This is a genomic window from Kitasatospora sp. NBC_01300, from assembly GCF_041435235.1.
Lineage (GTDB): Bacteria > Actinomycetota > Actinomycetes > Streptomycetales > Streptomycetaceae > Kitasatospora.
Genome location: NZ_CP108408.1, coordinates 1,302,254 through 1,325,331 on the forward strand (window position 1 = coordinate 1,302,254; position 23,078 = coordinate 1,325,331).

The 23,078-nt window shown below is 73.3% G+C and carries 19 protein-coding genes; 7 read left to right on the forward strand and 12 right to left on the reverse strand.

Annotation, left to right across the window (positions count from 1 at the left end; translation table 11 throughout):
• Positions 1 to 53 precede the first annotated feature (53 nt).
• Positions 54 to 1,418: a nitrous oxide reductase family maturation protein NosD gene (locus OG556_RS05565; protein ID WP_371516130.1), complete on the forward strand. Its 1,365-nt coding sequence runs from the start codon at positions 54 to 56 to the stop codon at positions 1,416 to 1,418.
• A 42-nt stretch (positions 1,419 to 1,460) separates the two neighbouring features.
• On the opposite strand, the gene OG556_RS05570 is transcribed toward OG556_RS05565, so the two are convergent.
• On the reverse strand, positions 1,461 to 2,225 hold the full coding sequence (locus tag OG556_RS05570) for a hypothetical protein (RefSeq protein ID WP_371516131.1): 765 nt from the start codon (positions 2,223 to 2,225) through the stop codon (positions 1,461 to 1,463).
• 170 nt (positions 2,226 to 2,395) lie between these two features.
• Entirely contained in the window at positions 2,396 to 5,092 is a 2,697-nt protein-coding gene (locus tag OG556_RS05575; RefSeq protein ID WP_371516132.1) for an SdrD B-like domain-containing protein, read from the reverse strand.
• 486 nt (positions 5,093 to 5,578) lie between these two features.
• On the opposite strand from OG556_RS05575, the gene OG556_RS05580 reads away from it, so the two are divergent.
• On the forward strand, positions 5,579 to 5,953 hold the full coding sequence (locus OG556_RS05580) for a helix-turn-helix transcriptional regulator (protein WP_371522579.1): 375 nt from the start codon (positions 5,579 to 5,581) through the stop codon (positions 5,951 to 5,953).
• A gap of 70 nt (positions 5,954 to 6,023) precedes the next feature.
• On the opposite strand, the gene OG556_RS05585 is transcribed toward OG556_RS05580, so the two are convergent.
• The 3 genes from OG556_RS05585 to OG556_RS05595 form a co-directional block, all read right to left on the reverse strand.
• On the reverse strand, positions 6,024 to 6,188 hold the full coding sequence (locus OG556_RS05585) for a hypothetical protein (RefSeq protein WP_371516133.1): 165 nt from the start codon (positions 6,186 to 6,188) through the stop codon (positions 6,024 to 6,026).
• Positions 6,189 to 6,227: 39 nt separating this feature from the next.
• On the reverse strand, positions 6,228 to 6,509 hold the full coding sequence (locus OG556_RS05590) for a helix-turn-helix domain-containing protein (protein WP_371516134.1): 282 nt from the start codon (positions 6,507 to 6,509) through the stop codon (positions 6,228 to 6,230).
• A gap of 218 nt (positions 6,510 to 6,727) precedes the next feature.
• The gene (locus OG556_RS05595) at positions 6,728 to 7,606 is read right to left on the reverse strand and encodes a LysR substrate-binding domain-containing protein (protein ID WP_371516135.1); all 879 of its coding nucleotides are present in this window, start codon (positions 7,604 to 7,606) and stop codon (positions 6,728 to 6,730) included.
• A 124-nt stretch (positions 7,607 to 7,730) separates the two neighbouring features.
• On the opposite strand from OG556_RS05595, the gene OG556_RS05600 reads away from it, so the two are divergent.
• Positions 7,731 to 8,783: a bile acid:sodium symporter family protein gene (locus OG556_RS05600; protein ID WP_371516136.1), complete on the forward strand. Its 1,053-nt coding sequence runs from the start codon at positions 7,731 to 7,733 to the stop codon at positions 8,781 to 8,783.
• A gap of 16 nt (positions 8,784 to 8,799) precedes the next feature.
• Here the strand turns inward: OG556_RS05600 and OG556_RS05605 are convergent, their stop codons facing one another.
• Positions 8,800 to 9,003: a cold-shock protein gene (locus OG556_RS05605; protein WP_371522581.1), complete on the reverse strand. Its 204-nt coding sequence runs from the start codon at positions 9,001 to 9,003 to the stop codon at positions 8,800 to 8,802.
• Between the two features lie 522 nt (positions 9,004 to 9,525).
• Between OG556_RS05605 and OG556_RS05610 the strand changes: the two genes are divergently transcribed.
• Positions 9,526 to 10,080, forward strand: coding sequence for a hypothetical protein (locus tag OG556_RS05610; protein WP_371516137.1), 555 nt, complete (start codon positions 9,526 to 9,528; stop codon positions 10,078 to 10,080).
• Between the two features lie 161 nt (positions 10,081 to 10,241).
• Here the strand turns inward: OG556_RS05610 and OG556_RS05615 are convergent, their stop codons facing one another.
• The 3 genes from OG556_RS05615 to OG556_RS05625 all read right to left on the reverse strand — a co-directional run bounded on the left by OG556_RS05615 (position 10,242) and on the right by OG556_RS05625 (position 15,471).
• Positions 10,242 to 11,651, reverse strand: a complete 1,410-nt coding sequence (locus tag OG556_RS05615) for a DUF2079 domain-containing protein (RefSeq protein ID WP_371516138.1) — start codon at positions 11,649 to 11,651, stop codon at positions 10,242 to 10,244.
• A 208-nt stretch (positions 11,652 to 11,859) separates the two neighbouring features.
• The gene (locus OG556_RS05620) at positions 11,860 to 12,813 is read right to left on the reverse strand and encodes a Gfo/Idh/MocA family protein (RefSeq protein WP_371516139.1); all 954 of its coding nucleotides are present in this window, start codon (positions 12,811 to 12,813) and stop codon (positions 11,860 to 11,862) included.
• A 51-nt stretch (positions 12,814 to 12,864) separates the two neighbouring features.
• The gene (locus tag OG556_RS05625) at positions 12,865 to 15,471 is read right to left on the reverse strand and encodes a tetratricopeptide repeat protein (protein WP_371516140.1); all 2,607 of its coding nucleotides are present in this window, start codon (positions 15,469 to 15,471) and stop codon (positions 12,865 to 12,867) included.
• A gap of 384 nt (positions 15,472 to 15,855) precedes the next feature.
• Between OG556_RS05625 and OG556_RS05630 the strand changes: the two genes are divergently transcribed.
• On the forward strand, positions 15,856 to 18,465 hold the full coding sequence (locus tag OG556_RS05630; RefSeq protein ID WP_371516141.1) for an ABC transporter permease: 2,610 nt from the start codon (positions 15,856 to 15,858) through the stop codon (positions 18,463 to 18,465).
• Between the two features lie 178 nt (positions 18,466 to 18,643).
• On the opposite strand, the gene OG556_RS05635 is transcribed toward OG556_RS05630, so the two are convergent.
• Complete coding sequence (locus OG556_RS05635) at positions 18,644 to 19,459, reverse strand: SAM-dependent methyltransferase (protein WP_371516142.1); 816 nt, start codon at positions 19,457 to 19,459, stop codon at positions 18,644 to 18,646.
• Between the two features lie 423 nt (positions 19,460 to 19,882).
• On the opposite strand from OG556_RS05635, the gene OG556_RS05640 reads away from it, so the two are divergent.
• Positions 19,883 to 20,443, forward strand: coding sequence for an RNA polymerase sigma factor (locus OG556_RS05640; protein WP_371516143.1), 561 nt, complete (start codon positions 19,883 to 19,885; stop codon positions 20,441 to 20,443).
• Complete coding sequence (locus tag OG556_RS05645) at positions 20,440 to 21,102, forward strand: hypothetical protein (protein ID WP_371516144.1); 663 nt, start codon at positions 20,440 to 20,442, stop codon at positions 21,100 to 21,102. The genes OG556_RS05640 and OG556_RS05645 overlap by 4 nt, the downstream gene beginning before the upstream one ends.
• Before the next feature lie 25 nt (positions 21,103 to 21,127).
• Here the strand turns inward: OG556_RS05645 and OG556_RS05650 are convergent, their stop codons facing one another.
• Positions 21,128 to 22,087 carry a pirin family protein gene (locus OG556_RS05650; RefSeq protein ID WP_371516145.1) on the reverse strand — a complete coding sequence of 320 codons (960 nt, stop codon included), beginning with the start codon at positions 22,085 to 22,087 and terminating at the stop codon, positions 21,128 to 21,130.
• Positions 22,088 to 22,256: 169 nt separating this feature from the next.
• Positions 22,257 to 22,940, reverse strand: coding sequence for a ribulose-phosphate 3-epimerase (rpe, locus tag OG556_RS05655; RefSeq protein ID WP_371516146.1), 684 nt, complete (start codon positions 22,938 to 22,940; stop codon positions 22,257 to 22,259).
• Positions 22,941 to 23,078: the final 138 nt, after the last annotated feature.

Consider the following 23,078-nt stretch of genomic DNA (forward strand, 5'->3'; position numbering starts at 1 on the left):
CTTTTCCGGTTTCGGCATGCATGGGCGACATTGGAGACGATAGAACACCTCTCATGCAAATCCCGATGATGCGTCAACTCACCCACCGACCCTCACCTGCACGTGCGACGAGACCGCTGCGACGGCTGTCCGCGGCGCTGCTCGCCGCCACCCTGGCGCTGGCCGGCTGCGCGGCATCGGGCTCCTCCTCCGACGAGGCGCGCCATCCGGCCGGTACGGTCGTCCAGGTCCCGGAGGACTTCCCGACCGTGCAGCAGGCCGTGGACGTCGCGCGCGAGGGCGACACGGTGCTGGTCCACCCGGGCGTGTACCCGGAGAGCGTCCGGATCACCAAGCCGCGCATCGTCCTGCGCGGGACGGACCGCAACGGCGTCGTCCTCGACGGCGGGGTGCGGCTCGTCAACGGCATCACCGTCACCGGCGCCGGCTCGGTGGTGGAGAACCTCACCGTGCACGGCTACCTCGCCAACGGCGTCCTGTTCACCGGCGTCACCGACGAGCACCTGCAACGGCACGGCGCCGGCGGCTCCGCGTACGACCCGCTCGACACCAACCGCTTCCCGCCCGTCCAGGGCTTCCGGGCCTCCCGGGTGACGGCGTACGACAACGGCCTGTACGGCATCTACGCCTTCGACGCGCGCGGCGGCGTGATCGAGGACTCCTACGCCTCCGGGCAGGCCGACTCCGGGATCTACGTCGGCCAGTGCAAGCCCTGCGACACCCTCGTGCACGGCAACACCGTGGAGCGCAACGCGGTCGGCATCGAGCTGACCAACGCCTCCGACGGGCTCAGCATCCTCGGCAACCGGGTGGTCGGCAACCGGGTCGGCGTGACGGTGAACTCCAACGACCTGGAATCCCTCGCCCCGCAGCACGGCGCGGTGATCGCCGGGAACGTGATCGCCGACAACAACGCCGCCGACACCCCGGAGCAGGCGGACGGCGGCTTCGGCATCGGCCTCGGGATCGGCGGCGGCACCGCGAACCAGGTGCTGCGCAACCTCGTCCAGGGGAACCGCGCCGCCGGGGTCATCGTCACCGACCCGCCCGGGCACCCGGCGAGCGGCAACCGCGTCGAGGGCAACCGCGCCACGGGCAACGGCGTCGACCTCGTGCTGGCCTCCACCGACCCCGGCAACTGCTTCACCGGCAACACGCCCGACACCCAGAGCCCGGAGCAGTTGGAGGGCCTGGCGGCGTGCGGGGCGCAGGGCCGCGGCCCGCTCCCCGGCGGCCGGCCCGCCACCGTCATGGCGCCGCCCGGCGTGCCGTTCCACCAGGTGCGGGCCCCGGACGCGCAGCCCTCCCTGCCCGACCCCTCGGCGCCGGGCCGGCCGGCGACGGACCTGCCGGGGCCCGTCGACCCGGACCGCTACGCCCTGCCCACGGACACCTCCGCCGTGCCGCAACCCCGGTGAGCCCGGGCCCCGGTGAGCCGCGGCCCCGGCGGCCCCGGGGCCTCACCCGGCGGCCCACGGCGCCTCCGGCATCCGCACGCCGTCCTGCCGCCCGGTGAGGTCGACGGTCGTCGGGGTGCCCAGGCCGGACATCCGCATGGTGACCCGGCGCAGCGAGCCGGCGCCGTCGACCCAGTAGGTCAGCGGCGACGGCCCGCCGTCCGGGGCGGCGCCCTGGGCGCGCGGGCCCGAGAAGCGGTCGTAGTCGCGGCCGTCGATCCGGTCCCGGCCGAGCAGGCGCGCCCCGGACTGGGCGAGCAGCAGCGGGTTGTCCGGCCGGTCCGCGCCGAGGCGGACCAGCAGGCCGAGCCCGGCGTCCAGCGGGTCCGCCGTGTAGGAGCGCGGCGACCAGCCGGAGCGGGGGACGTGCTCGGCCTGCTCCCAGGCGGGGCCGGAGGCGGCCGGCTCCGGGGCCAGCCCGAGGCCGTCGCCGTCCCAGATGATCAGGCCGTGGTCGAGCTGGCCCGAGGCCCCGGACACCTGGTAGCGGCCCACCCCCCGGCGGGTGCGGTAGTCCACCACGCCCTCCACCCGGATCTGCACGCCGCCGCCCTCCGCCGCGGTGAGCGTCACGGCCGCCGGGCTGGCCTGGTACAGCGTCAGCCGGGACAGCGCCAGCCGGGACGCCTCGTCCATGGTCACCGCCCGTTCCTCCGGTTCGCCCCAGGCCGTCACCCCGAGGACCGTGGCCCCGGCGACCACCACCGCGCCGACCACCCCGACGAGCAGGCCCAACCGCGCCCTCTTCCCGATCTTCCTGCGGGCCATCTGGCAGCCCTCCTCCTTGTCATCACCGTCATGCTTGTCGTCGCCGGCGTGCTTGCCATCACCGTCGTGCCTGTCGTCGCCGGCGTGCCTGTCGTCACCGTCGTGCGAACGAGCGGCGGGCGGGCCCGTGGCATGAATCGCGCCACGGGCCCGCCCCTCCTCACCGCTTCCTACTGGTGCCGCGCCCTGCGCTTACGGGCGACGAGGACCAGCGCACCGCCGGACGCCACCAGCACCACGCCGCCGACGATCCCCATCGGCACCAGGGCGTTGGCGCCGGTGCTGGGCAGCTGTCCCCCGGCCGGGGGCGGGTTCGCCGTCGACGGGCTCGGCGACTCCGTCGGCCCCGGCGGCGTGCTCGGCGAACTCGTCGGGCTCGACGAGTTGGTCGGGGTCGGCGTCGGGGTCGGGGTCGGCGTCGGCGTCGGGGTGGGCAGCAGCTTGTTGACCGCCGTCACCGAGACACCGTCCGCGAGGTTGTCGGAGGTCAGCGTCAGCGGGCCGAACACGGTGGTGTCCGGGGCCGAGTAGCCGTCGGGCGGGCTGAGCTCCTGCCAGTAGTACGTCCCCGGCACCCCGGCGCCCTGGCAGAGGCCGTCGGCCCCGGTCGTGCAGGGGCCGCCCACCGCCGTGTCGGGCTTGTCACCGCCGGTCTGCAACCCGTCGGTGCCGTTGGTCTCGTGCCACAGCTGGAACTTCGCCCCCGCCAGCGGCTTGCCGTCCTGGTCGTGCTTGACCAGGCGCAGCGCGCCTTCCTGCTGCCGGAACCCGAAGTCGAAGGTGTGGTCGTTCTCGCCCGGCCCGCCGGTGGTCAGCGCCCGCTCGGGGAACTTCGTACCGGGCGGCACCAGGCCCTTGGAATCGATGAAGTGGTTGTCGCCGACGTCCGCGTCGGTGGGCACCCACTGGTAGAGCGGCCCGCCCTTGGCGTAGTCCGCCGGGTTGTCGAGCCGGATCGTGTACTTGGTCCTCGGCTTGAGGCCGCCGGTGACGTTCGAGTCGTCGAAGTAGTACTCGCCGCGCTTCGTCGTCTTCGTCGTGCCGACCAGCTTGCCCGACTCGTCGTAGAGGTGGACGGTCGCGCCCTCCACCGGGCGCTGGCCCGGGTTCTGGATGCCCTTGCGCTCGGGGTCGTACCAGACCCGGTTGCCGATCTGCAGCGGTGCCTGGTCGCAGAGCACCTCCAGGTCGCCCATCGAGGCGCCCTTGCCGAACGGCGCGATCGTCCCGGCCGGGTTGAGCCGGAAGCCGAACTGCGGGTCCTGCTGGCCGTTCGCCCGCTGGAGGAACGACGTGCCGTACCCGAGGGCGGTGTGGTTGGGGTCGAAGGCGGAGACCGCGACGGTGCTCTCGACCTTGGAGAGCGCCATGCCGGCGAACGCCGTGTTGCGGTGGCCGCCCCAGGTCGTGTCGAAGAACCGGGTGCCCCGGGGGGCGAGCCCGCACCCGTTGTTGGTGTCCATCACGTACGTGCCGTTCGCCCGGCAGGCCTTGTTCAGGTCACCGCCGGACATGACGACGGCGACGGAGTTCGGCGCCGGGGCGCCCGGCGCGCGGTCGCCGAAGCGGTCGCGGAAGGCCAGCAGCATCGAGCCGTCGGTCTCGAACGTGATCTCGCCCAGCTCGGGTTCGGGTTGGGCGATGGTGGCGTTGCCGCACGGACGACCGTTCTGCGAGGTCGGGTAGGTGCTCGTCCACGGGAACCAGCTCGCACCGTCGCACGGGCCCGAGCCGACGGTCGACTGGCGCGGGTAGTCCAGCGGCTGGTCCAGCACCGGCTTGGCGAACACGCCGGTGGCGAGGTCGAAGGGCAGGACCACCGCGCGCAGGTCGGTGAGCTTGCCGGTGGACTCGCCGGAGCACACTCCGCCGAGGTAGCCGGTGCCGTCCTGGATGCCGAGGCCGAACGGGCGCCAGTCCCCCGCCGCCGGGCAGCCCGGGTCGGGGATCGGGTAGGAGGCCGTCGGGTTCCCGGCGGTCGGCAGGGTGGCGTTGTAGCGGTAGAGCTTGCGGTCGTTGAGGTTGACGACGAACAGGTCCTTGCCGTCGTCGGTGATCTTGATGCCGCCCAGGCTCTCCTTGCCCGGCGTGTCGAGGAAGGCGTCGTCGGTGCCGCCGCCGTGGGCCGTCGAGCCCGCGTTCGGGACGGTGGTGAACAGCGTCGTCTTCTTCTGCGCGATGTCGGTGACGTAGATCGCCCCGGCACCGCCCGGGCCGTAGTCGGTGGTGCGCTTGGCCACCGCCGAGGAGAACAGCCGCCGGTCGGCCTTGTTCCAGGCGATGCCGTACAGCGTGCCGGTGTCGCCGTTGGTGGCGAGGTTCGTGGCGGTCACGCCCTCGCCGTCCTGGCCGCGCGCGCTGTACGGGAAGGAGACCAGCGTGCGCTGGGCCCCGCCCTCGCGGTCCATCGGCTGGCAGGCCGCGACCAGCGGAGCGTTCTTCTGGCAGTAGTCACCGGGGTTCCAGAGCCCGGTGGTGTACGCCACGTTCTTGCCGCCCGAGAGGTCGACGAACTCCTCGTTGCTGCTGAGCTGGGTCGGCGCGCCGTCCAGCCCCTGCCGCGAGGCGAAGGCCGGGAACAGCACCCCGGGCTTCGGATTCACCACCTGCACCCGGTACTTGCCCCCGGTCGGCTTGGCCGCCGCCGGGGCCAGGGTGACCGTACCGTCGGCCGCCGTCGTCCCCTCGATCGCGACCCCGGCGTCATCCGTGAGCGTCACCTTCACGCCCGCGAGCCCTGGCTCCAGGGCCGGTGTCCACACTCCGCTGGTGTCCACCGCCCGGATCACCCGGACGGTCACCGTCCCGTCGCCGGGCTGTGGGAAGGCCGCCGGCGCCGTCACCAGCGCCGTGGCGGACAGTCCCACCGTCAGTGCCGCGACCTGCGCGGCGTACCTTGTTCGCTGCCTCGTTGGTCCCAATGTCCCGCTCTCATCATCGACGGGTTATCACACCCGAGCTGATCAGGAGTCATCAGCAGATCGGCAATCTTAGTTGTCCGCAAGGGAATTGACGAAACTTCATGTGCACGCGTGACAAGAGCGCCACACCCGCTCCACCACCAGTTCGAATCTGGACTCGTTGGTCCGATACCGTCCGCCCTGCTCGAAAACACCGCCTTCGACCGGAATTCGTCCGGACGGGGCGGTGGGGTGCGGGGGCGTGGCGCAGCGCGCAGGGGCGGGTGCGGGGGCGCGGGAACGGGTGGGGGCGCAGGGGTGTGGGCGGGGGCCCGGGACGGCGCACGCCTCCGCGCGACCCTGTCGGACCGGGCGGGTAGCGTGGCAGACGTGCCCCAGGTGCCCCGAGTCCCCCTACCCGACCTCGTCCGGCTGCGCCGGGCCCGCGACCGGATGGACCGCGACTACGCCCAGCCACTGGACGTGCCGGCACTGGCGCACACCGCACTGATGTCGCCGGGCCACTTCTCCCGCAGCTTCCGCGCCGCCTTCGGCGAGACCCCGTACGGCTATCTCATGACCCGCCGGATCGAGCGGGCCAAGGCCCTGCTGCGGCGCGGCGACCTGAGCGTGACGGAGGTCTGCATGGCGGTCGGCTGCACCTCGCTGGGCTCGTTCAGCTCGCGGTTCACCCAGCTGGTCGGCGAGACCCCCAGCGCGTACCGGGCCCGGGACCACGGCCACGCCGCCGCCCTCCCGGCCTGCGTCGCCAAGGTCCACACCCGGCCGACCAGGACCGGGGGCGCGGGCGACCCCACCGGCCCGTAGCGCGGCGTTCCACCCGGGCTCGGCAGCCGACACGCCTCAGGGCGCGTCGCCTCTCAGAGCGTGTCGCCTCTCAGGGCGTGTCGTCCGAGTCCGGCTCCGGGGGCAGGCCCACCTCCTCGCGGTCCTCCTCGGTGCGCTCGTCGAGCTCCTCCTCGTCGGGCCTCCGGGGCAGACCGCGCCCGTGCCCGGTGTCCGGGTCGCCTTCGACGTCCTTGTTGGGCTTGTGGTGCGACATGGCGCCTCCTCGCCCCCGATTCCGCCGGTACCTTCCCACTCAAACGCGCGCCCCGGGCACCCGCAAGCCGGGGCCGCGATCACGGGGCGCCCCGCCCGGCGCCTCGGCGAACGCCGCCGACTCGAACTGCGCCCGCTGGTCGGCGTCCAGCCGCAGCACGTCCACGAGCAGCCGCACCGTCTCCCGCCGGGGCCGCAGCGCCCCGCCCCGTTCCAGGTTGCGCACCGCGCGAACACTCAGCGTGGCGAGATCGGCCAGTTGCTGCTGGGTCAGGCCCCGGTGCTTCCGGTGCCCGTGCAGCATGTCGCCAAATCGCATCATTTCCGACCTTTCCCTGTCCGCGTCAGCCGGCTGCTCTAGCCTTCGTAACGCGACCGGGGAACCGTCGGGTTCAACGGCCGAGCGGCGTGAAGTCCGGCTGGGGAAAGCGCCCTTGACTCTCTGTCACCATCGACGGAAGGAACCAACCGCCGGATCCGCCGCCTCGCCGCTGCCGTACGCTCGCCCACGACCGGGGGCGCCCCGGCCGTCGCCCCCCGTCACGGCTCCGCCCGCTCCGGTGCGCGTTGCAGGCGGAACGCGTCCGCGAGGACGGCCTGGGCCAGCACCCGGGCCGGGCCGCGCGCCGTGGTGCGCCCCGTGGTGAGGGCGAACTCGGTGGTGCCGAGGCTGGGCAGGCCCGGCTGGTCGGGCAGCGCGCGCAGGCCCGACGGGATCAGGCTGCGGGCGTGCGGCACCACCCCGAGGCCGGCCAGCGCGGCGGCCCGGACCCCGGAGAGGCTGGTGCTGGTGCAGGCGATCCGCCAGGGCCGCCCGTCGCGTTCGCAGGCCTCCAGGGCCCGGACCCGGATGAAGCTGGGCGGCGGGTAGACGATCAGCGGCAGCGGCTCCGCCGGGTCCGTCCGGAAGTCCTCCGCCGCGATCCACACCAGCTTGTCCTGCCACACCAGTTGGCCCTGCGAGCCGTCGCCGGGCGGGCGCTTGCCGAGCACCAGGTCGAGCCGTCCGTCGGCCAGCTGCTCGTAGAGCACGGCGCTGAGGCCGACGGTGAGTTCGAGGTCGACCTGGGGGTTGCTCCGCCGGAAGCTCCGCAGGATCTGCGGCAGCTCGGTGTGGACGAAGTCCTCCGAGGCGCCGAACCGCACCCGCCCGCGCACCTGCGTCTGCGCGAAGTAGCCGAGCGCCTGCTCGTGCGCCTCCAGGATCGTCCGGGCGAAGCCGAGCATGGCCTCGCCCTCGCTGGTGAGCTGCACGGAGTGGGTGTCGCGCAGGAAGAGCTGCCGGTCCGCGGCCGTCTCCAGCCGCCGCACGTGCTGGCTGACCGTCGACTGCCGCAGCCCCAGCCGCTGGGCGGCCCGGGTGAAGCCGCCGGTCTGGGCCACCGCGAGGAAGGACCTCAACTGCACCGGATCGAACACGTGGCCATTCTATCCGCTGATATCACGGGTCATGATGACAGTGATCGCCGCCAGCGGGATTCACAATCACCCCGGCGGGCGGCAGGCTGGGGCCGTCCCACCCGAACCGCCACCGCGGAGAACCATGCCCCGCCCGAACCGCCCGCTCCGCTCCCGCCTGCCCCGGCGCCCCGCCCGCCTCCGGGTCGACCCGTTCATCGCCGCCCTGCTGGGCACCGTGGCAGTGGCTGCCCTGCTCCCCGCCCACGGCGCCGCCGCACCGGCCTTCTCGGACGCCGCCACCGGCGCGGTCGCCGTCCTGTTCTTCCTCTACGGCGCCCGGCTCTCCGCCCGCGAGGCCTGGGAAGGGCTCAAGCAGTGGCGGCTGCACGGCACCGTGCTCACGGTCACCTTCGGCCTCTTCCCCCTGCTCGGGGTGGCCGCCCACCTGCTGGTGCCGGCGGTGCTGTCGCCGCAGCTCTACCAGGGCCTGCTGTTCCTGACCCTGCTGCCCTCCACCGTCCAGTCCTCGATCGCCTTCACCTCCATCGCCCGCGGCAACACGGCCGCGGCGGTCTGCAGCGCGACCTTCTCCAGCCTCTTCGGCATCGTCCTGACCCCGCTGCTCGCCGCCGTGCTCCTGCACACCGAGGGCGGCGTCTCGCCGGGCACCGTGCTGGAGATCGCCGAGCAGCTCCTGCTCCCCTTCGCCGCCGGCCAGGTGCTGCGCCGCTGGATCGCCGCCTGGATGGCCCGCCACCGCGCCGTCCTCGGCCTGGTCGACCGCGGCTCGATCCTGCTGGTCGTCTACAGCGCCTTCAGCGCCGCCGTCGTGGGCGGGGTGTGGGGCGCCCTCTCGCTGCCCCGGCTGGCGGCACTGCTGGGGGTGGAGGCGGCGCTGCTGGGGGTGGTCCTGACCGCGACGCTGCTGGTCGGCCGCCGGCTCGGGTTCGGCCGGGGAGACCTGGTCGCGATCGTCTTCTGCGGCTCCAAGAAGAGCCTGGCCAGCGGCGTCCCGATGGCCGCCGTCCTCTTCCCGGGCGCGGCGGCCGGGCTGATGGTGCTGCCGCTGATGCTCTTCCACCAGCTGCAACTGATGGTCTGCGCCGTCCTGGCCCGCCGCTGGGGCGCGCAGGCCGAGGGCGCCGGGTCCTCGGCGCAGCCGACGGCCGCGCGGGCCCTCGACCACGTGGCCTGACGGGCCCCGCGCGGCCTCAGAGACCGATGACGTCGACGGCCTGCGGGCCCTTGGGGCCCTGCTCGACCTGGTACTCGACCCGCTGGCCCTCCTCCAGGGTCCGGTACCCGACCCCGACGATGGACGAGTAGTGGACGAAGAGGTCCGGGCCGGGGACGTCCGGCACGATGAACCCGAACCCCTTCTCGGCGTTGAACCACTTCACCGTGCCGAAGTTGATCAAGGCGCGCCGGCCCGACGCTACCTGCCCGGTGTCCGCCCGCCCGCTGTCCGCCCACGCCGGGGCGCCGACCGCCGCCAGGGCGCCGAGGGCGACGGCCGCCGCGCACACCACGGCCGCCACGCGGCCACGCACAAGGACGAGAGGGGACATCACAAGCCTCCTGGCTGGAGAGGGACCGGGCCGTTCAGCAGTGGCACGCGCGACTGATCGCGTACTCACGGTGTCCGCGGCCGCCCCGTCCCGCAAGCCCGGACGACCGACCGGGCGGTCGTCCGTCCCGGCCGCCCTCGGGCCCGCGAGGCCGGGCCCCGGTCCTGGACCATTCGAGGCGCATCGGCGGGGTTCCCGGGATGGCGACGGCCGGGATCCGTCGCGCCGTGCCACCGTCACCCTTCGGCGTCGCCCTCCGACGCCACTCCTCGACGCCCTGCGGCCCGCCTAGCCCCACGCGCGGACCGCACCCTCCGGTCCGACGAAAGAAAGGGAACCCACGTGTCCGTACGCCGAAGCGTTGTGATCGTGTCCGCCGTCCTCGCCGCGCTGTCCACCGGCGTGGCCCCCGCCGCCGACGCAGCCCCGCCAGCCGCCCCGGAAGTCCTGGACTGCGCCGTGAAGGCCGCCGTCACCTTCAGCCCGCCGCTCTCGGCCGACCCGCAGGCCATCACCATGGCGGTCGACGGGACCGCGAGCGGGTGCACGGACTCGCTGGACGACCCGACGGCGGTGACGGGCGGCACCGTCACCGCGACGCTCAGGTTCGGCACGCTCAGCTGCAGCCCGGCGACGCCGCCGGCACTGGCGCCGGGCTCCTCGGCGACCTTCACCTGGAACCTGAAGGACGGCACGCAGGCGACCAGCACCGTCACCGACATCGCCATCGTCGAGGTCGACGGGTCCGGGACCCTCACCGGCACCGTCACCGACTCCTCCACCCGCCTGGCCGGGCAGAAGCTGACCGCGCTCGTGGACGTCACCAGCGACCAGCCGCTCGTGGACAACTGCGTCGACGTCCTGCTCGGGACCGGCCGGCCCATCGCCGACTCGACCCTGACCGCCGACATCTCCTTCAGCTGACACCAGGCCGACCTGCCGTCCCTCCGTCCCGCTGACCTGTCGTCCCTCCGACGCGCGCAGGGCCACCCCGCAACCGGCGGGCCCTGCGCGCGTCGGCGCAACCACCGCACGTCGGCGCCGAGTTGTCGCCACGCCTCCCGCCGTCCCACCACCGCCCCGGGTCAGCCCGCAGGGTCGGTGAGCCGGTAGACCGTGATGCCGGCGGCACTCGCGACGGGGCGGTAGCCGGCGCCGGGGAGGGCGCGGAGGGCTTCGACCTCGTCGCGGGCGGGGAGGAGCCCGTCCCGCGGGCGGTCGGCTGCCACCACCCAGTCGGGCCGCGCACCGGGGCCGCCCGGGTAACGGGGGAAGAGGAAGACCCGGGTGCGGCCGGTGAGTTGGGCCGCGAAGCCGTTGGCGGCGGCCACCTCGGCACCGTCCGGGATCCGACGCAGCAGCGCGCTCACCGCGTCGACGGTCGCGTCGCGCTGCCAGGTGGCGGGGCGTGCCAGTTCCGCGAGGGGCTGGGCGGGCAGGGCGGCGGCCGTCACGGCGAGCCCGACGGCCACGGAACCGCGGACCGTCCACCGCCGCAGTCCGCGCCGGGCCCGGAACCGGAGCCGAAGCCGGGTCAGGGCGTCGACGAAGGCGAGGAACACGATCGGCATCAGGACGGCGCCGTAGTGGAAGCCCGTCCCCCAGTAGAACGGGTTGGTGGACCAGAAGCGCCAGCCCAGCGTCGGCAGGGCGAGCAGGATCAGCGGGGAACGCAACGCCAGGAACGCGGTGGGGGCCAGGATCGTGACGACGGTGTGCCACTTCTCGCCGGGCAGGAGCAGCCTGGTCACGGGGTTGCCGGCCGGGCCGTCGACACTGGAGAGGTAGGTGTAGGCGCCGCCCGGGTTGAGGGCCGGGATGACGACCAGCAGCACCAGCAGCAGGGTGGCGGCGGAGAGCCCGACGACGCTCGCGCCCAGTCGGCGGCGGCCCTGCCAGAACAGGTAGCAGCCGATGACGGCGACCGTCGCCGCGAGGTCCTCCTTGACCAGCAGCAGCGGCAGGGCGAAGCCGACCGCCGCCCGCCAGTGCCGGAGCATCAGCCGCTCCAGCGAGAACGCCAGCAGTGGTACGGCGAAGGCGATTTCGTGGAAGTCGAAGCCGACGGCCTGTTGCAGGCCGACCGACAGCCCGTACGCCACCCCGATGCCCGCGCCCGCCCACCGGCCGACCGCCCGCACCGCGGCCCTGGTCACGGGGACGACGGACACGGCGACCAGCGCCGCCTGGGCGACGAGCAGGGTGAGCGCGGAGGGGAAGACCCGGTAGAACGGTGCGAGGGTGACCAGGATCGGGTGGAAGTGGTCCCCGAGCAGGTGGAAGCCCGGCCCCTTCAGCTCGGAGACCGGCGCGCGGCCCTCGGCGTAGCCGCGCACGGCCTGCTCGAAGATCCCCAGGTCGAAGCCGTTCGTCCGCAGGTGCAGGTGACGGGAGACGGACAGCGCGGTGTAGGCGGCGAACAGCACGGCGGCGAGCACCCAGGGCAGCAGCGCCACCCCCGCCCCCTCGGCGGCGGACCCCCGCCGTTCGGGCACGGGCCGGGTCTCGGCCGTGGCGCGGGCTGCACGGATCGGGCTCAGGGGCAACGGGAGCTCACTTGCGACGGGGCGGACGGGGAGTGACCCCAGAAGCCTCCGACCAACCCGCTGAAGATCCGCTGAAGAAGTCTGAGCACCCCTTCAGGAACCGCGACGCCCCCGCACCCGCCTACGCGGGTGCGGGGGCGTACGCGCGCCCCGGGGACTACTCCGCGCCGGGCGCCGCGTGATGGATCTCGGTGATCCTCGCGGCCGCGTCGAACCCGAGGACCGGGTCCGGGCGGTCGGAGAGCAGGCTCTCGTACAGCGGCCGGTAATGGGCCACCTTCCGGGCCGTCCGACCGTCCGTCCCGAAGGCGGCGAGCAGGTCACCGCCCCGGGCTGCGAAGCCGGTCATGGAGGTGTGGTCGATCCACACCTCCACACCCGCCCGGCCGAGGACCAGAGTGCTCTCCTTGCTGCTGGAGCCCGTGAGCCAGCTGCTGCGCAGACGTGCGGTGCCCGACTCGCCCCGGGACCGGTACTCGGCGGTGCACCACGCGCTGGCGCCGCCGTCCAGCTGCCGGGCGGAGGTGAGCGCCGTGAGGTCGACCAGGCGGGTGAGCATGCTGAGCTGGTTCACCCCGGAGTCCATCCAGCTGGAGCCGTAGGACTCGTAGGCATCGGCGCCCTTGAGGACGTAGGGGTCGTAGAACGCGGAGGTGACGGCTGTGACGGGCCCCCACTCGGGGTGCTCGGCTAGCAGTTCCGCCGCCCAGCCGACCTCGGGCGAGAAGGCGAAGTGGTGCGCGGTGAACAACCGGCCCCGCACGTCGACCGCTTCGTCCAGTGCGCGGAGCCGCCCGAGCGAGGCGAGGTCGTGGACGAGGGGTTTCTCGACCAGCACCTTGGCCGTGGAGAGCCGGAGAGCCTGGGCCGCCAGCTCCGCGTGCGTGTGCGTGGGAGTGGCGAGCACGAGCAGATCGGGTCGGTGCTCCGCGAGCGCTTCGTCCAGGCCGGCGTAGTGACGCGGGGTGGTTCCACGGAACGGGGGCGGTTCCGCCCGGTGCGGATCGACCGTGAACTCGACCAGCACGTCGGCCCGTTCGGCCAGGACCGCGAGATGGGTCTGCGCGATGGTGCCGACGCCGACGAGGCCGACGCTTACGAGGTCAGTCATCGAACTCTGCTTTCTGCGGACGACTCGGCCGAGGTGTGGGGCCGGGGAGCGTCATCGACGTGCCACCACCGCTGCCCAGCGGCCCAACGACGCGACGGGGCCGTCCACCCAGCCGACGGCAGGCAGGTGCTCCGCGGCTGCGAGGGAGCCGTCGATCCAGGACGTCGCGATGGGAACCCAGTAGGTGTTGCCTCCGGACGTACGGGTGCGCGCATCGAGCTCGGACCGCGTGCGACGAGCACCCTCGTGGTCACCGGCGAGCACGCCGAGGAGGATCTCGGCCACGTCCGCCAGGTTGTGGCCGCCCCGGTAGGCGATCCCGTCCGCAAGGTGCCGGGTGTCTCCCACTGCGGACCGGGCGGCATCGGCGGCTCCGGCCATGGCGTGGGCCACCGCCTCGGCGGACCGGAGCTTGACCAGTTCGACGGGGTTGGGCACCAGGTCGAGCAGTTCCCGGGCCCGGCCCGCCGCGTCGGCGACGGCTGCCGTGTCCCCGGACCAGCAGGCGGTCTGCGCCAGGTTGGCGAGTGCCTTCGCCTCTGCGGCGGCCAGTCCCTCGCGCCTCGCCAGGTCGATCGCCTCGTGGTAGACGGAAGTCGCCTCCTCGAAGCGGGCGTTGACCCGCCAGATGTGCCCGGTCAGCCGGAGGCGTTCGCCTTCGTCCTCCGGGCCACGGACCGGTTGTTCGTGCAGGGAGGCGAGAGCGGTCGCAAACCGCCCGTTGAGGTAGTCGAAGTCGCTGAGCCAGTAGCGGGCGGCCGCGTCGAACTCACCCCCCACCAAACCCCGGTAGATCTCCGCGGCCTGCGTGTAGTCGCCGTGGTTGCGCAGGGCGTGGGCGAGGTGGATGCGGACCAGCTGTGCCGTCCGGCCACCGTGCCGCACGTCTCCGGCCGCGCCGCCGAGCAACTCGATCGCCTCCTCGACGCGGCCGGTCCGGCGGAGCTGGACCCCTCGGATGGCGGCCCGGATCGCCCGGTACTCGGGGAGTCCCACCGGGCCGCCGGTGAGGCCGGCGCCGAGCTCCGACCACTGGCCGGCCTCGACGAGCCGCTGCGTGGCCAGCGTCATCCAGTCGTCGAAGACACCGTGCTCGGCAGAGAGCTTGAGCCCGGTTTCGAGGGCTTGCGCCGTCGCCACCCGCCCGCCGGAGGGGCCCAGGCGTTCGCCCAGCCAGCTCAGCAGCCGGGCGGCGACCTCACTGCGGTCACGATCCGACCAGCCGTCCGGAAGCGTCCGGTCCGCCTCGCCGATGGCCTGCCGCAACGCCACGTGCAACGCGTACGGGAACGCATAGGCGTCGTCGTGTGTCAGGAACGGTCGGCGAAGGAACCGCGCCACGCTCCCGTCGGAGACTCCGGGTTGGCCGGCACGCAGCAGCTCTGCACCCACCCGGTCGGTGAGCGCGGCGGTTCGGACCAGGTCGCGCTCCTCCCGGGGGAGGTCCCTGATCGACCGGGTCGCGACCGCCGTGAACGAGCCGCCGAAGTCCGCCACGGAAGGTTGCCCGCCGCGTGCCAGCAGGGCGGCGCAGTGGGAGACCGACAGGTCCAGGTACAGGGGGAGCCCCTGGCCGCCGGAGATGACGCGTTCCCGGATCTCCGCCGACATCGCGGGCTCACCGTCCCGGACGAGGGCCTCACGGAGATAGCTGTCCGCGTCGGAGTCCGACAGGTACCCCACGAGGTGCTGCCGTGGTTCGGCCGTGTCGTTGCTGAAGTGCAGATGGGGCCAGCACTCCGGGCCGGCGAAGTCCAGCTCGCCGCCCGCGCCCGAGTCGGCCCAGTCGATCCGGTTCCGGCCGGTGATGACGAACAGCACGTTCGGCATCAGATAGGCGCAGCGCTGGACGAGCCGTTCCACTGCGCGATCGGCCTGACCGTTGACCACCTCGAAGGTGTCGAGGAAGACGCACACCCGGGGCCGCCGACCCGCCCGACCGCCCCTGGGCTGCCGTTCCAGGTCCCAGGCCAGCAGGTACGGGAAGTACGAGAGCGTCTCGTAGTCGGCGTCCGCCTCGACCAGTTCGGCGAACAGGTCGCAGTCGGCCAGCAGCCGGCCCTCCCGCACCCGGTCCCGGACAGCGCGGTACGTGACCAGCGCGGCCCGGTGGGCCAGTCCGGTCAGACCTCCCAGACCGCCCGGGTCGACCTGCTTCACGGCCTCCGCGATCTGGTCGCCCAGCGCGATGCTCCGCGAGGCGCGCCGCAGCGCCGGCGAGGCGTCCAGGAACTCCTGCAAGGCCTCACCGGGGTGGGCGCGAGCCCAGTAGGAGGCCAGAGCCAGGTCGAAGGCCGGCCAACGGTTCCCCAACTGCCCCAGGGCGGCCCTCAGGCGCAGCAGCAGACTCTCGATGTCGCCGGCGCCCTCCTCCGAGAGGTCGATCCGCACGGTCACCACGTCGTCGCGCTCCTTCTCCCGCGCTTCGGCGAGGAGGCGGCGCTCCAACTCGTGGGAGAGCGTCGTCTTGCCTATGCCACCGACGCCGTAGAAGGTCAGCACATTGCGGCGGCCCTGCCCGCGGTCCACGACCGGCGAGACCTCGGCCTCGTCCAGCATCCGCTGGAGCTCGTCGACCGACCGGGCGAACGCGGCCACCTCGTCGACCCGGTTGGTGAAGACCTGCTGAGCCGTGACGGTGGACGACAGGCCGCTCATGAATGCGGCTCTCAGGTTCACCCGTGCCATGGGGCCTCCTAGCGTGCGTCGAGCCACGGTCGGTTCGGCGGCATCTCCCGCAGCTGGATGCCGTGCTGAAATCTTGTCAGTGATTACTGCGACGCCACAATCTCGCCCATGGGGATTTCGGGCGGCCGCCGCCGTGCGCTCCCCGGCCACGACGATGGGGCGCGGCGGGGCCTCGGGTAGGCTCCCCGAGCATGTCTCAACCTGCGTGGGGTGCCGCATCCGCCGGCTGGTCGATCCGCTTGGGTACAACGAGTGCCTTCCCCGGGTGTGCGACCCGATGACCACGACGACCACGCTGACCGTGGAGGAGATCGCCGCGGGGCAGGTCGCGGCGCGCATGACGCAGCTGGGCGCGTGGTGATCCGTCGCGTCCGACGGCTGGTGCGCCTCGTGGTGCCGGAGCGCAGGGACCTGGCGCTGGCGTGGAGCACGATCAGGGGGCGCAAGGGCGGCTTCGTCGGTTCCTTCGTCGCGATCGTCGCGGGCTCGGCGGTGATCACCGCCTGCGGGATCCTGCTGATGTCCGGGCTCAGCACCGGGGTGCCCCCCGAACGCTACTCGGGCGCGGCGGTGGTCCTCGGCGCGGAGCAGTCGTACTGGCTGGACGAGAGTTCCGAGGTCCGGTACGGCGAGCGCGTGACGCTGCCCGCCGACAAGGTCGCCGCCGTCGCCGCCGTGCCCGGTGTCCGGTCCGCCGTCGGCGATGTCGACGTCGAGCTCGGCGTGCTGGCCCCGGACGGCCGCGCGGTGGGCGGTCCGGACGGTTTCCCCGTGGTCGGGCACGGCTGGTCCGCCGCGGTGCTCGGGCCGTTCGCGGTGCAAGCGGGCAGCGCGCCCGCCGGGCCCGACGAGGTCGTGCTCGACGCGGGCCTCGCCGCGCGCGCCCACGTGGCGCCCGGCGCGACGGTGCGGCTCGTGGTCGGCTCGGTCGCGTCGTCGTACCGCGTGGTGGGCATCGCCTCCCCGCCGGGGGGCGGGTTGGGCCGCCAGTCCGCGGTGTTCTTCACCGACGGCCGGGCGGCGGAGCTGTCCGGCCGTCCGGACCGGGTGGACGCGATCGGTGTGCGGGCCGGGCCCGACGTCACCCCGGAGCAGTTGGCCGGCAGGATCACGGCCGCCGTGCCCGGCGTGGTGGCGCACACCGGCGCGGAGCGCGGCGACGTGGAGTTCCTGGACGTGGGCGACGCCCGCAGCCTCGTGGTCGAGACGTCGGCATCGTTCGGCGGCACCATGGTGCTGATCGTGGTGTTCGTGGTGGCGAGCACGCTCGCCCTGTCGGTGCGGCAGCGCAGGCGCGAACTGGCCCTGCTGCGCGCCGTCGGCGCGACGCCCCGGCAGATCCACCGGATGATCGGCGCCGAGATGACCCTGGTGTCGTCGGCGGGCGCCCTGGTCGGCGCGGTCCCCGGCGTCGTCATCGCGTTCGTGATGCGCGGCGTGTTCGTCCTCGCGGGCGCGATGCCCGCGGACTTCCGGATGGACGTGGGGTGGCCGCCCTTCCTCGCCTCCCTGGTGCTGTGCATGGCCGGCGCCCGGCTCGGCGGCTGGCTGGTCGCGCGTCGGGTGTCCGGGACCAGCCCGGTCGAGGCGCTCGGGGACGCCGCCGTCGAGCCCGGGAGGATCGGCCGGGTCCGGTTGGCCGTCGGCTTCCTGCTCGTCCCGCTCGGGCTGCTGCTGACCTCGGGCGAGGTGGCGGTGTCGGGCGACTCCGCCGCCGACACCGCGGCGAGCGCGGTCCTGCTGTTCGTCGTGGCGCTGGGCTGTGTCGGCCCGCTGCTGATCAGAGGCGCCGTCGTGCTGTTCGGCCCGCGCCTGAACCGGCAGTCCACGGCCGCCGGCTTCCTCGCCCAGGCCAACGCGCGGGCCGACGCGCGGCGACTCGCTTCGGCCGTCACCCCGCTGGCCATGGGCGTGACCCTGGCCGCCGTGCAGGTGTTCGGCGCCTCCACGACGGTCGCCGCGTCGCAGGACCAACTCGACGCCGGCCTGCGGGCCGACCACGTGCTGACCTCGTCGTCCGGGGCCGGGGTGTCCCCGGAGGTCGTGGACGCCGTGCGCGGCGTGCCCGGCGCCGCCGTGGCGACGCCGGTGGCCCGGATGCGGGTGCTGCTGACGTTCCCGTCCGAGGACAGCACCGCGACCAAGGTCTTCACCGCCCAGGGCGTCGCGCCCGAACGGCTCTCCGAGACCATGGACCTCAAGGTGGTCGAGGGCGACACCGCGGAACTGCGCGGCGAGACGGTGGCGTTGAGCCGCGCCGTCGCGGACACCGTCCACGCGCGGCGCGGTGGGACGGTCGACCTGCGGCTCGGCGACGGCACGGCGGTCAGGCCGAGGGTGGTGGCGGTCTACGAGCGGGGCCCGGGCTTCGGGGACGTCACCCTGCCCAACGACCTCGTCGTCGCGCACACCACCGCGCGGGTCGACACCGCCGTGCTGGTCAGGTCCGCGGACGGGGCCGACCCGAAGGCGCTCGCCGACGCGCTGCGCGGCGCCGTCGGGCGCTACCCGACGGTCCAGGTGGGCGGCCAGGAGGCGTTCAAGGCCGCGCCCGGGGGCGGCGGTTCGGGCGACTGGGCGCTCAACCTCCTGTTCCAGACCGTGCTGTTGGGCTACATCGCCATCGCCGTGGTGAACACCCTGGTGATGGCGACGGCGGCGCGGGTGCGCGAGTTCGCGATGCTGCGCCTCATCGGCGCCGAGCGGTCCCAGGTCCGCGCGATGATGAACGGCGAGGCCAGGATCGTGGTCTTCTCGGCGCTGCTGTTCGGCCTGCTGGCGACGATCCCGCCCCTGGTCGGCATCAGCCTCGGGCTGACGGGGTCGCCCGTTCCGTCCGTCTCCCCCGTCGGCCTCGTCGCGATCGTGGCGGTCACCGTCGCGCTCTCCTGGGGTTCGATCGCGGTGGCGACCCGGTCCGCCCTGCGGCCGGCGCCGGTCGACGCGATCGGCGGGCGCGAGTGAGCCGTCCGGCGAGCGCGCCCGGGCCCCGGAATGCCGGTGTACGGGCTTGAACATCCGGGCTCCGGAGCTGCCAGACTGGAAGCCGTCGGACTGGAAACTGCCGGACTGGGAGCTGCTGGACGGGGAGCTACCGGACTGGGAGGACGGCTCAGGAGCGGACGGCTCAGGGGAGGACGGCTCAGGGGCGGATGGCGACGGCCCCGTAGCAGGAGGCCCCTGCGTCGGTGATGTGCTCGGTGTCGTCCGCAGGCGCCGGGTGCCAGCGCGGAGTGGCCGCGACGCCCGGCTCCAGGAGGTTCCAGCCGGTGAAGAACTGCGCGAACTCGTCGCGGGTGCAGGCGGCGACGGGGGTTCCCGCGGCGGTGTAGACCTGGATGAGCCGGGCGGTCTCCTCGGCGGCGAAGTCCTGCGTGAAGTGGCTGACCACCAGCGCGGAACCGCTGGGCAGTTGTGCCTTGAGCCCTTCGGTGATCCGCTGGGCGTCGAACGGCACGAAGTGCAGCAGGGCGTTCATGCTGAGCGCGATCGGCTGGGTGAAGTCCAGGACGGCACGGGCCGAGTCCAACAGGTCTCCGGGCTCACGCACGTCGGCCTGGACGTAGGCGGTGACGCCCTGCTCGGTGCCGTGCAGCAGTGCCTTGGCGTGGAGGAGCACGATCGGGTCGTTGTCGGCGTAGACGACCTTGGCGTCCGGTGCGACCGACTGCGCGACCTCGTGCAGGTTCGGCGAGGTGGGGATCCCGGTGCCGATGTCGAGGAACTGCCGGATCCCGGCCTCGGCGAGCAGCTGCGTCGACCGGCGCATGAAGGCGCGGTTGGCGCGCGCGGCGGAGCGGGCGTACGGGAAGACCGCCAGGGCCCGGCCGGCGGCCTCACGGTCGGCGGGGAAGTTCGTCGTGCCGCCGAGGTAGTAGTCGTACATCCGTGCGGAGTGGGCCAGGTGTATGTCGAGGTTGACCTCTACGTCGTCGGTCCTGGCGGTGCCGTCCGTCATGCGTTCCCCCTGATACGTCATCGACTCGCCCTGCGCGGGACAGGACCGATCCGCGCCCGCGCCACCGTGGCGAGCGGTGGCGGCCCCTGGCGCGGCCCCTTCCACTATGCCCACACGCCCGAACGGCCAAGCAAGGGCCGCCACCGGTGACGACGCGACCGTGAAGCAGGACGACCGAATCAGAGCATGTGGTGACTCACTCTGACCATGTTCCTGCACGGTATCTCCATCATCCGCCGCACCTTATGTCTGATCTCGAAACACCTTGTCGCGGTTTAACATCTCGGCATCCAATCCGCCTTAATGTTCCTACCAGGGAAGCGAGTTCACACTGTGACCGCCGTACGGCCGTGGGGTTCGACCACGGTCGGCGGCCCGCGCCGGATGGCAGCCGACAGGCGTGCCGCAGGGGAGGAATGGGACGTGACCGAGAGCGACTGGGTGGTCGGAGACCGGGACCGCCTGACGTTCGACGCGTTCTGCGACACGCACGAGGGGGCGTGGAGCGGGTTCGCCCGCGCGCGCCTTCGCGACGACGCCGCCGCACACAGAGCGGTGGAGATCGCGAAGGTCCGCGTGTGGAAGGAGTGGCCGCGCATCCTCCGAGAGAAGATCCCACCGTTCCACGCCTGGACGATCCTCAAGGAGGAGATCGGCGCCGCCCTCGCGGAACTGATGATGAACGGCGAGCCGCTGCCCACCCAGGCGAGCGTCCCCGGGTGGGTCTACGCCGTGCGGATCGCCGCCGAGCGGGCGCAGCACCTGATGGAGACCGGCGGCACTCACGAGCAACTGTACGTCGCACTGCGGCGGTTGTCCGAGCGGCGGCACGACGTGATCGTGCTGCGCTACCTGCTCGACCTGCCGGACGAGCAGATCGCCGACTGCCTGGGGACGACCGAGGCCAACGTCCGTTCGACCGCGAGCCAGGCTCTCGACCGTCTGGCCGCGGCGCTCGGCGGCCGACGCGGGGAGAACCGGTGAGCACCGAGCACGACCGGGCCCTGCACCCGAACATGGCCGGCATCCACCTGCCCACCCGGGCCCCGCGGCCACAGCCGGGGGGCACGGGCGTCTCCTGGGACCGGCTGCTGACCGCCCCGAGCCCCCTGTCCTCCGAGCACAAGCAGGCGGCCCACGAACTCGACCTCGCCGCGTCCCTGGTCCTCTCGATGCCGTCCGCCGCGGCCTCCCTGGGCCTCCTCGTCAACGGCGAGCAGATCCACCCCGAGGGCGCCCTCGTCCTCGGCGCGCTGCTGTACGTCGCGGGCCATCGCGACGGCGCCCAGTTCTGGTGGCAGTTCGCCGCCGGCGGCGGTTCCTACACCTCCGCATCGTTCCTGAGCCTGTTGCACCGCAGCCTCGGGGAGTTCCTGGACGCGGAGGTCTGGCGCCAACAGGCCGAAGCGTTGGCCACCAAACCCCGCCCGCCGCAGCACGTCCTGAGCACCCCTCACGCACTGCTGCCGGCCCAGGTGCTCACCGACATCCTCGCCCGCTGCCACTACGGCCTCGACGTGAAGCTGCCCCCCCGCCTCGCGGCCGTCATCCACCAACTCCCCGTCGCCGCCGACGACCCCGAGTACGGCGAACTCCCCCAGATGAGCAGCACCCTCGTCCGCGACCTCACCGACGAACGCTAGCGACCGCGCCCCCCGTCTCCCCGCCTCAGCGCACGCGCCCCCGGGCCTTCAGCGGGAGGGCGGGGAGCTCCGGCGCCCGCAGCCGGTCGCCGGCGTAGCCGTGGACGTCGCCGAAGCGGGCGGTGGACATCCAGTCCTCGCGGGCCTGGGTGATCTCCTCGCCGGACCGGCCGATGAAGTTCCACCACATGAGGATCTTCTCGTCGAAGGGCTCGCCGCCGAGGAGGAGGACGGCGGCGTCGGTGCGGGCGTGGAGGGGGAGTTCGGGGCGGCCGCAGCCGAGGTAGAGCATGGAGCCGGGTTCGACGCGGACGCCGTCGACGTCGACGCTGCCGGACATGGAGAGGACGGCGTACTCGAAGTCGGGGACGAGCGGGAGCTTGAGGTCGGCGCCCTCGGTGAGGGCGAGGTCGGCGCCGACGAGGGGGGTGTAGGCGGTGCCGGGCGAGGTGGCGGTGTCGAGGGTGCCGAGGATGACGGTGCCGTGCAGGCCGGGGGCGGTGACGACGGGCAGGTCGGCGTGGTGCTCGAAGGTGGGGGCGGTGTGCCGGTGGGCGTCCGGGAGGGCGACCCAGAGCTGGGCGCCGTGCAGGAAGCGGGCGTGCGGGCGCGGGGATTCCTCGGAGTGGGAGATCGCCCGGCCGGAGGTCATCAGGCCCAGTTCGTACGGGCGGACGGTCTGGAGGCTGCCGAGGCTGTCGCGGTGCAGCACCTCGCCCTGGTGGAGCCAGCTGACCGTCTGGAGGCCCATGTGGGGGTGGGGCGGGACCTGCATGCCGGGCTCGTCGGCGATGTCGTCGGGTCCGTAGTGGTCGACGAAGCACCAGGCGCCGACCATCCGGCGGCCCAGGTTGGGGAGCAGGCGGCGGACCATCGTGCTCTCGCCGAGCTGGACCTGGCGCCCGGTCAGCAGGTCCTTGACCGGTCCGGTGTCGGCCTCGCGGCCGCAGGTGGTCGGGGAGGGCTTGCGATCGAGGTTGCTCATGTGCGGTTCCACCACCGTGCGAGAGGGGCCGGGCGAGGGGCGTTCGCCAACGATCATCCCTGACGGCCGGTGGATCCTCCACCCCTCGCCGAGCGGGGCCGGGCCTGGCCCCCTGGACGACGCCCGGCCCGGCCCCTGAACGCCCCGGCCCCTGAACGATCGCCCGGGCTCAGTGCCCGCAGGCCCACCAGGCGTCCGCCGAGGCCTTCGTCGCGAGCTCCCGCAGCTTGCGCACGGCCTCGGCCGGGTCCTCGGCCCCGTACACCGCCGAGCCGGCCACGAACACGTCGGCGCCGGCCTCGGCGCAGCGCTCGATGGTGCCGGCGGAGACGCCGCCGTCGACCTGGAGCCACAGTTCCAGGTCGTGCTTGGCGATCAGCTCCCGGGTGCGGCGGATCTTCGGCAGCATGATGTCGAGGAACGCCTGGCCGCCGAAGCCGGGCTCGACGGTCATGATCAGCAGCATGTCGAGCTCGGGCAGCAGGTCCTCGTACGGCTCGATGGGCGTGCCCGGCTTGAGGGCCATGGAGGCGCGGGCGCCCTTGGCGCGGATCTCGCGGGCGAGGCGGACGGGCGCGGCGGCGGCCTCGACGTGGAAGGTGACGGAGCCGGCGCCGGCCTCGACGTACTGGGGGGCCCAGCGGTCCGGGTCCTCGATCATCAGGTGGCAGTCGAGCGGGATGTCGGTGGCGCGGGCGAGCGATTCGACGATCGGGACGCCGAGGGTGAGGTTGGGGACGAAGTGGTTGTCCATCACGTCGACGTGCAGCCAGTCCGAGCCCCTGACGGCCTCGGCCTCGTCGGCGAGCCTGGCGAAGTCCGCGGACAGGATGCTGGGGTTGATCTGCGCCATTACCGACTACCTTCACACGAGGGGTCACAGGAGGGCTGCGGCGTCCCGGGAGCGGGCACCTCGTCCCATCATCTCGCGCCGCCGCCCCGCCGGGCGCACGCCGGGACCTCCCCGTGACCGTCATCACACCCGGTCCGG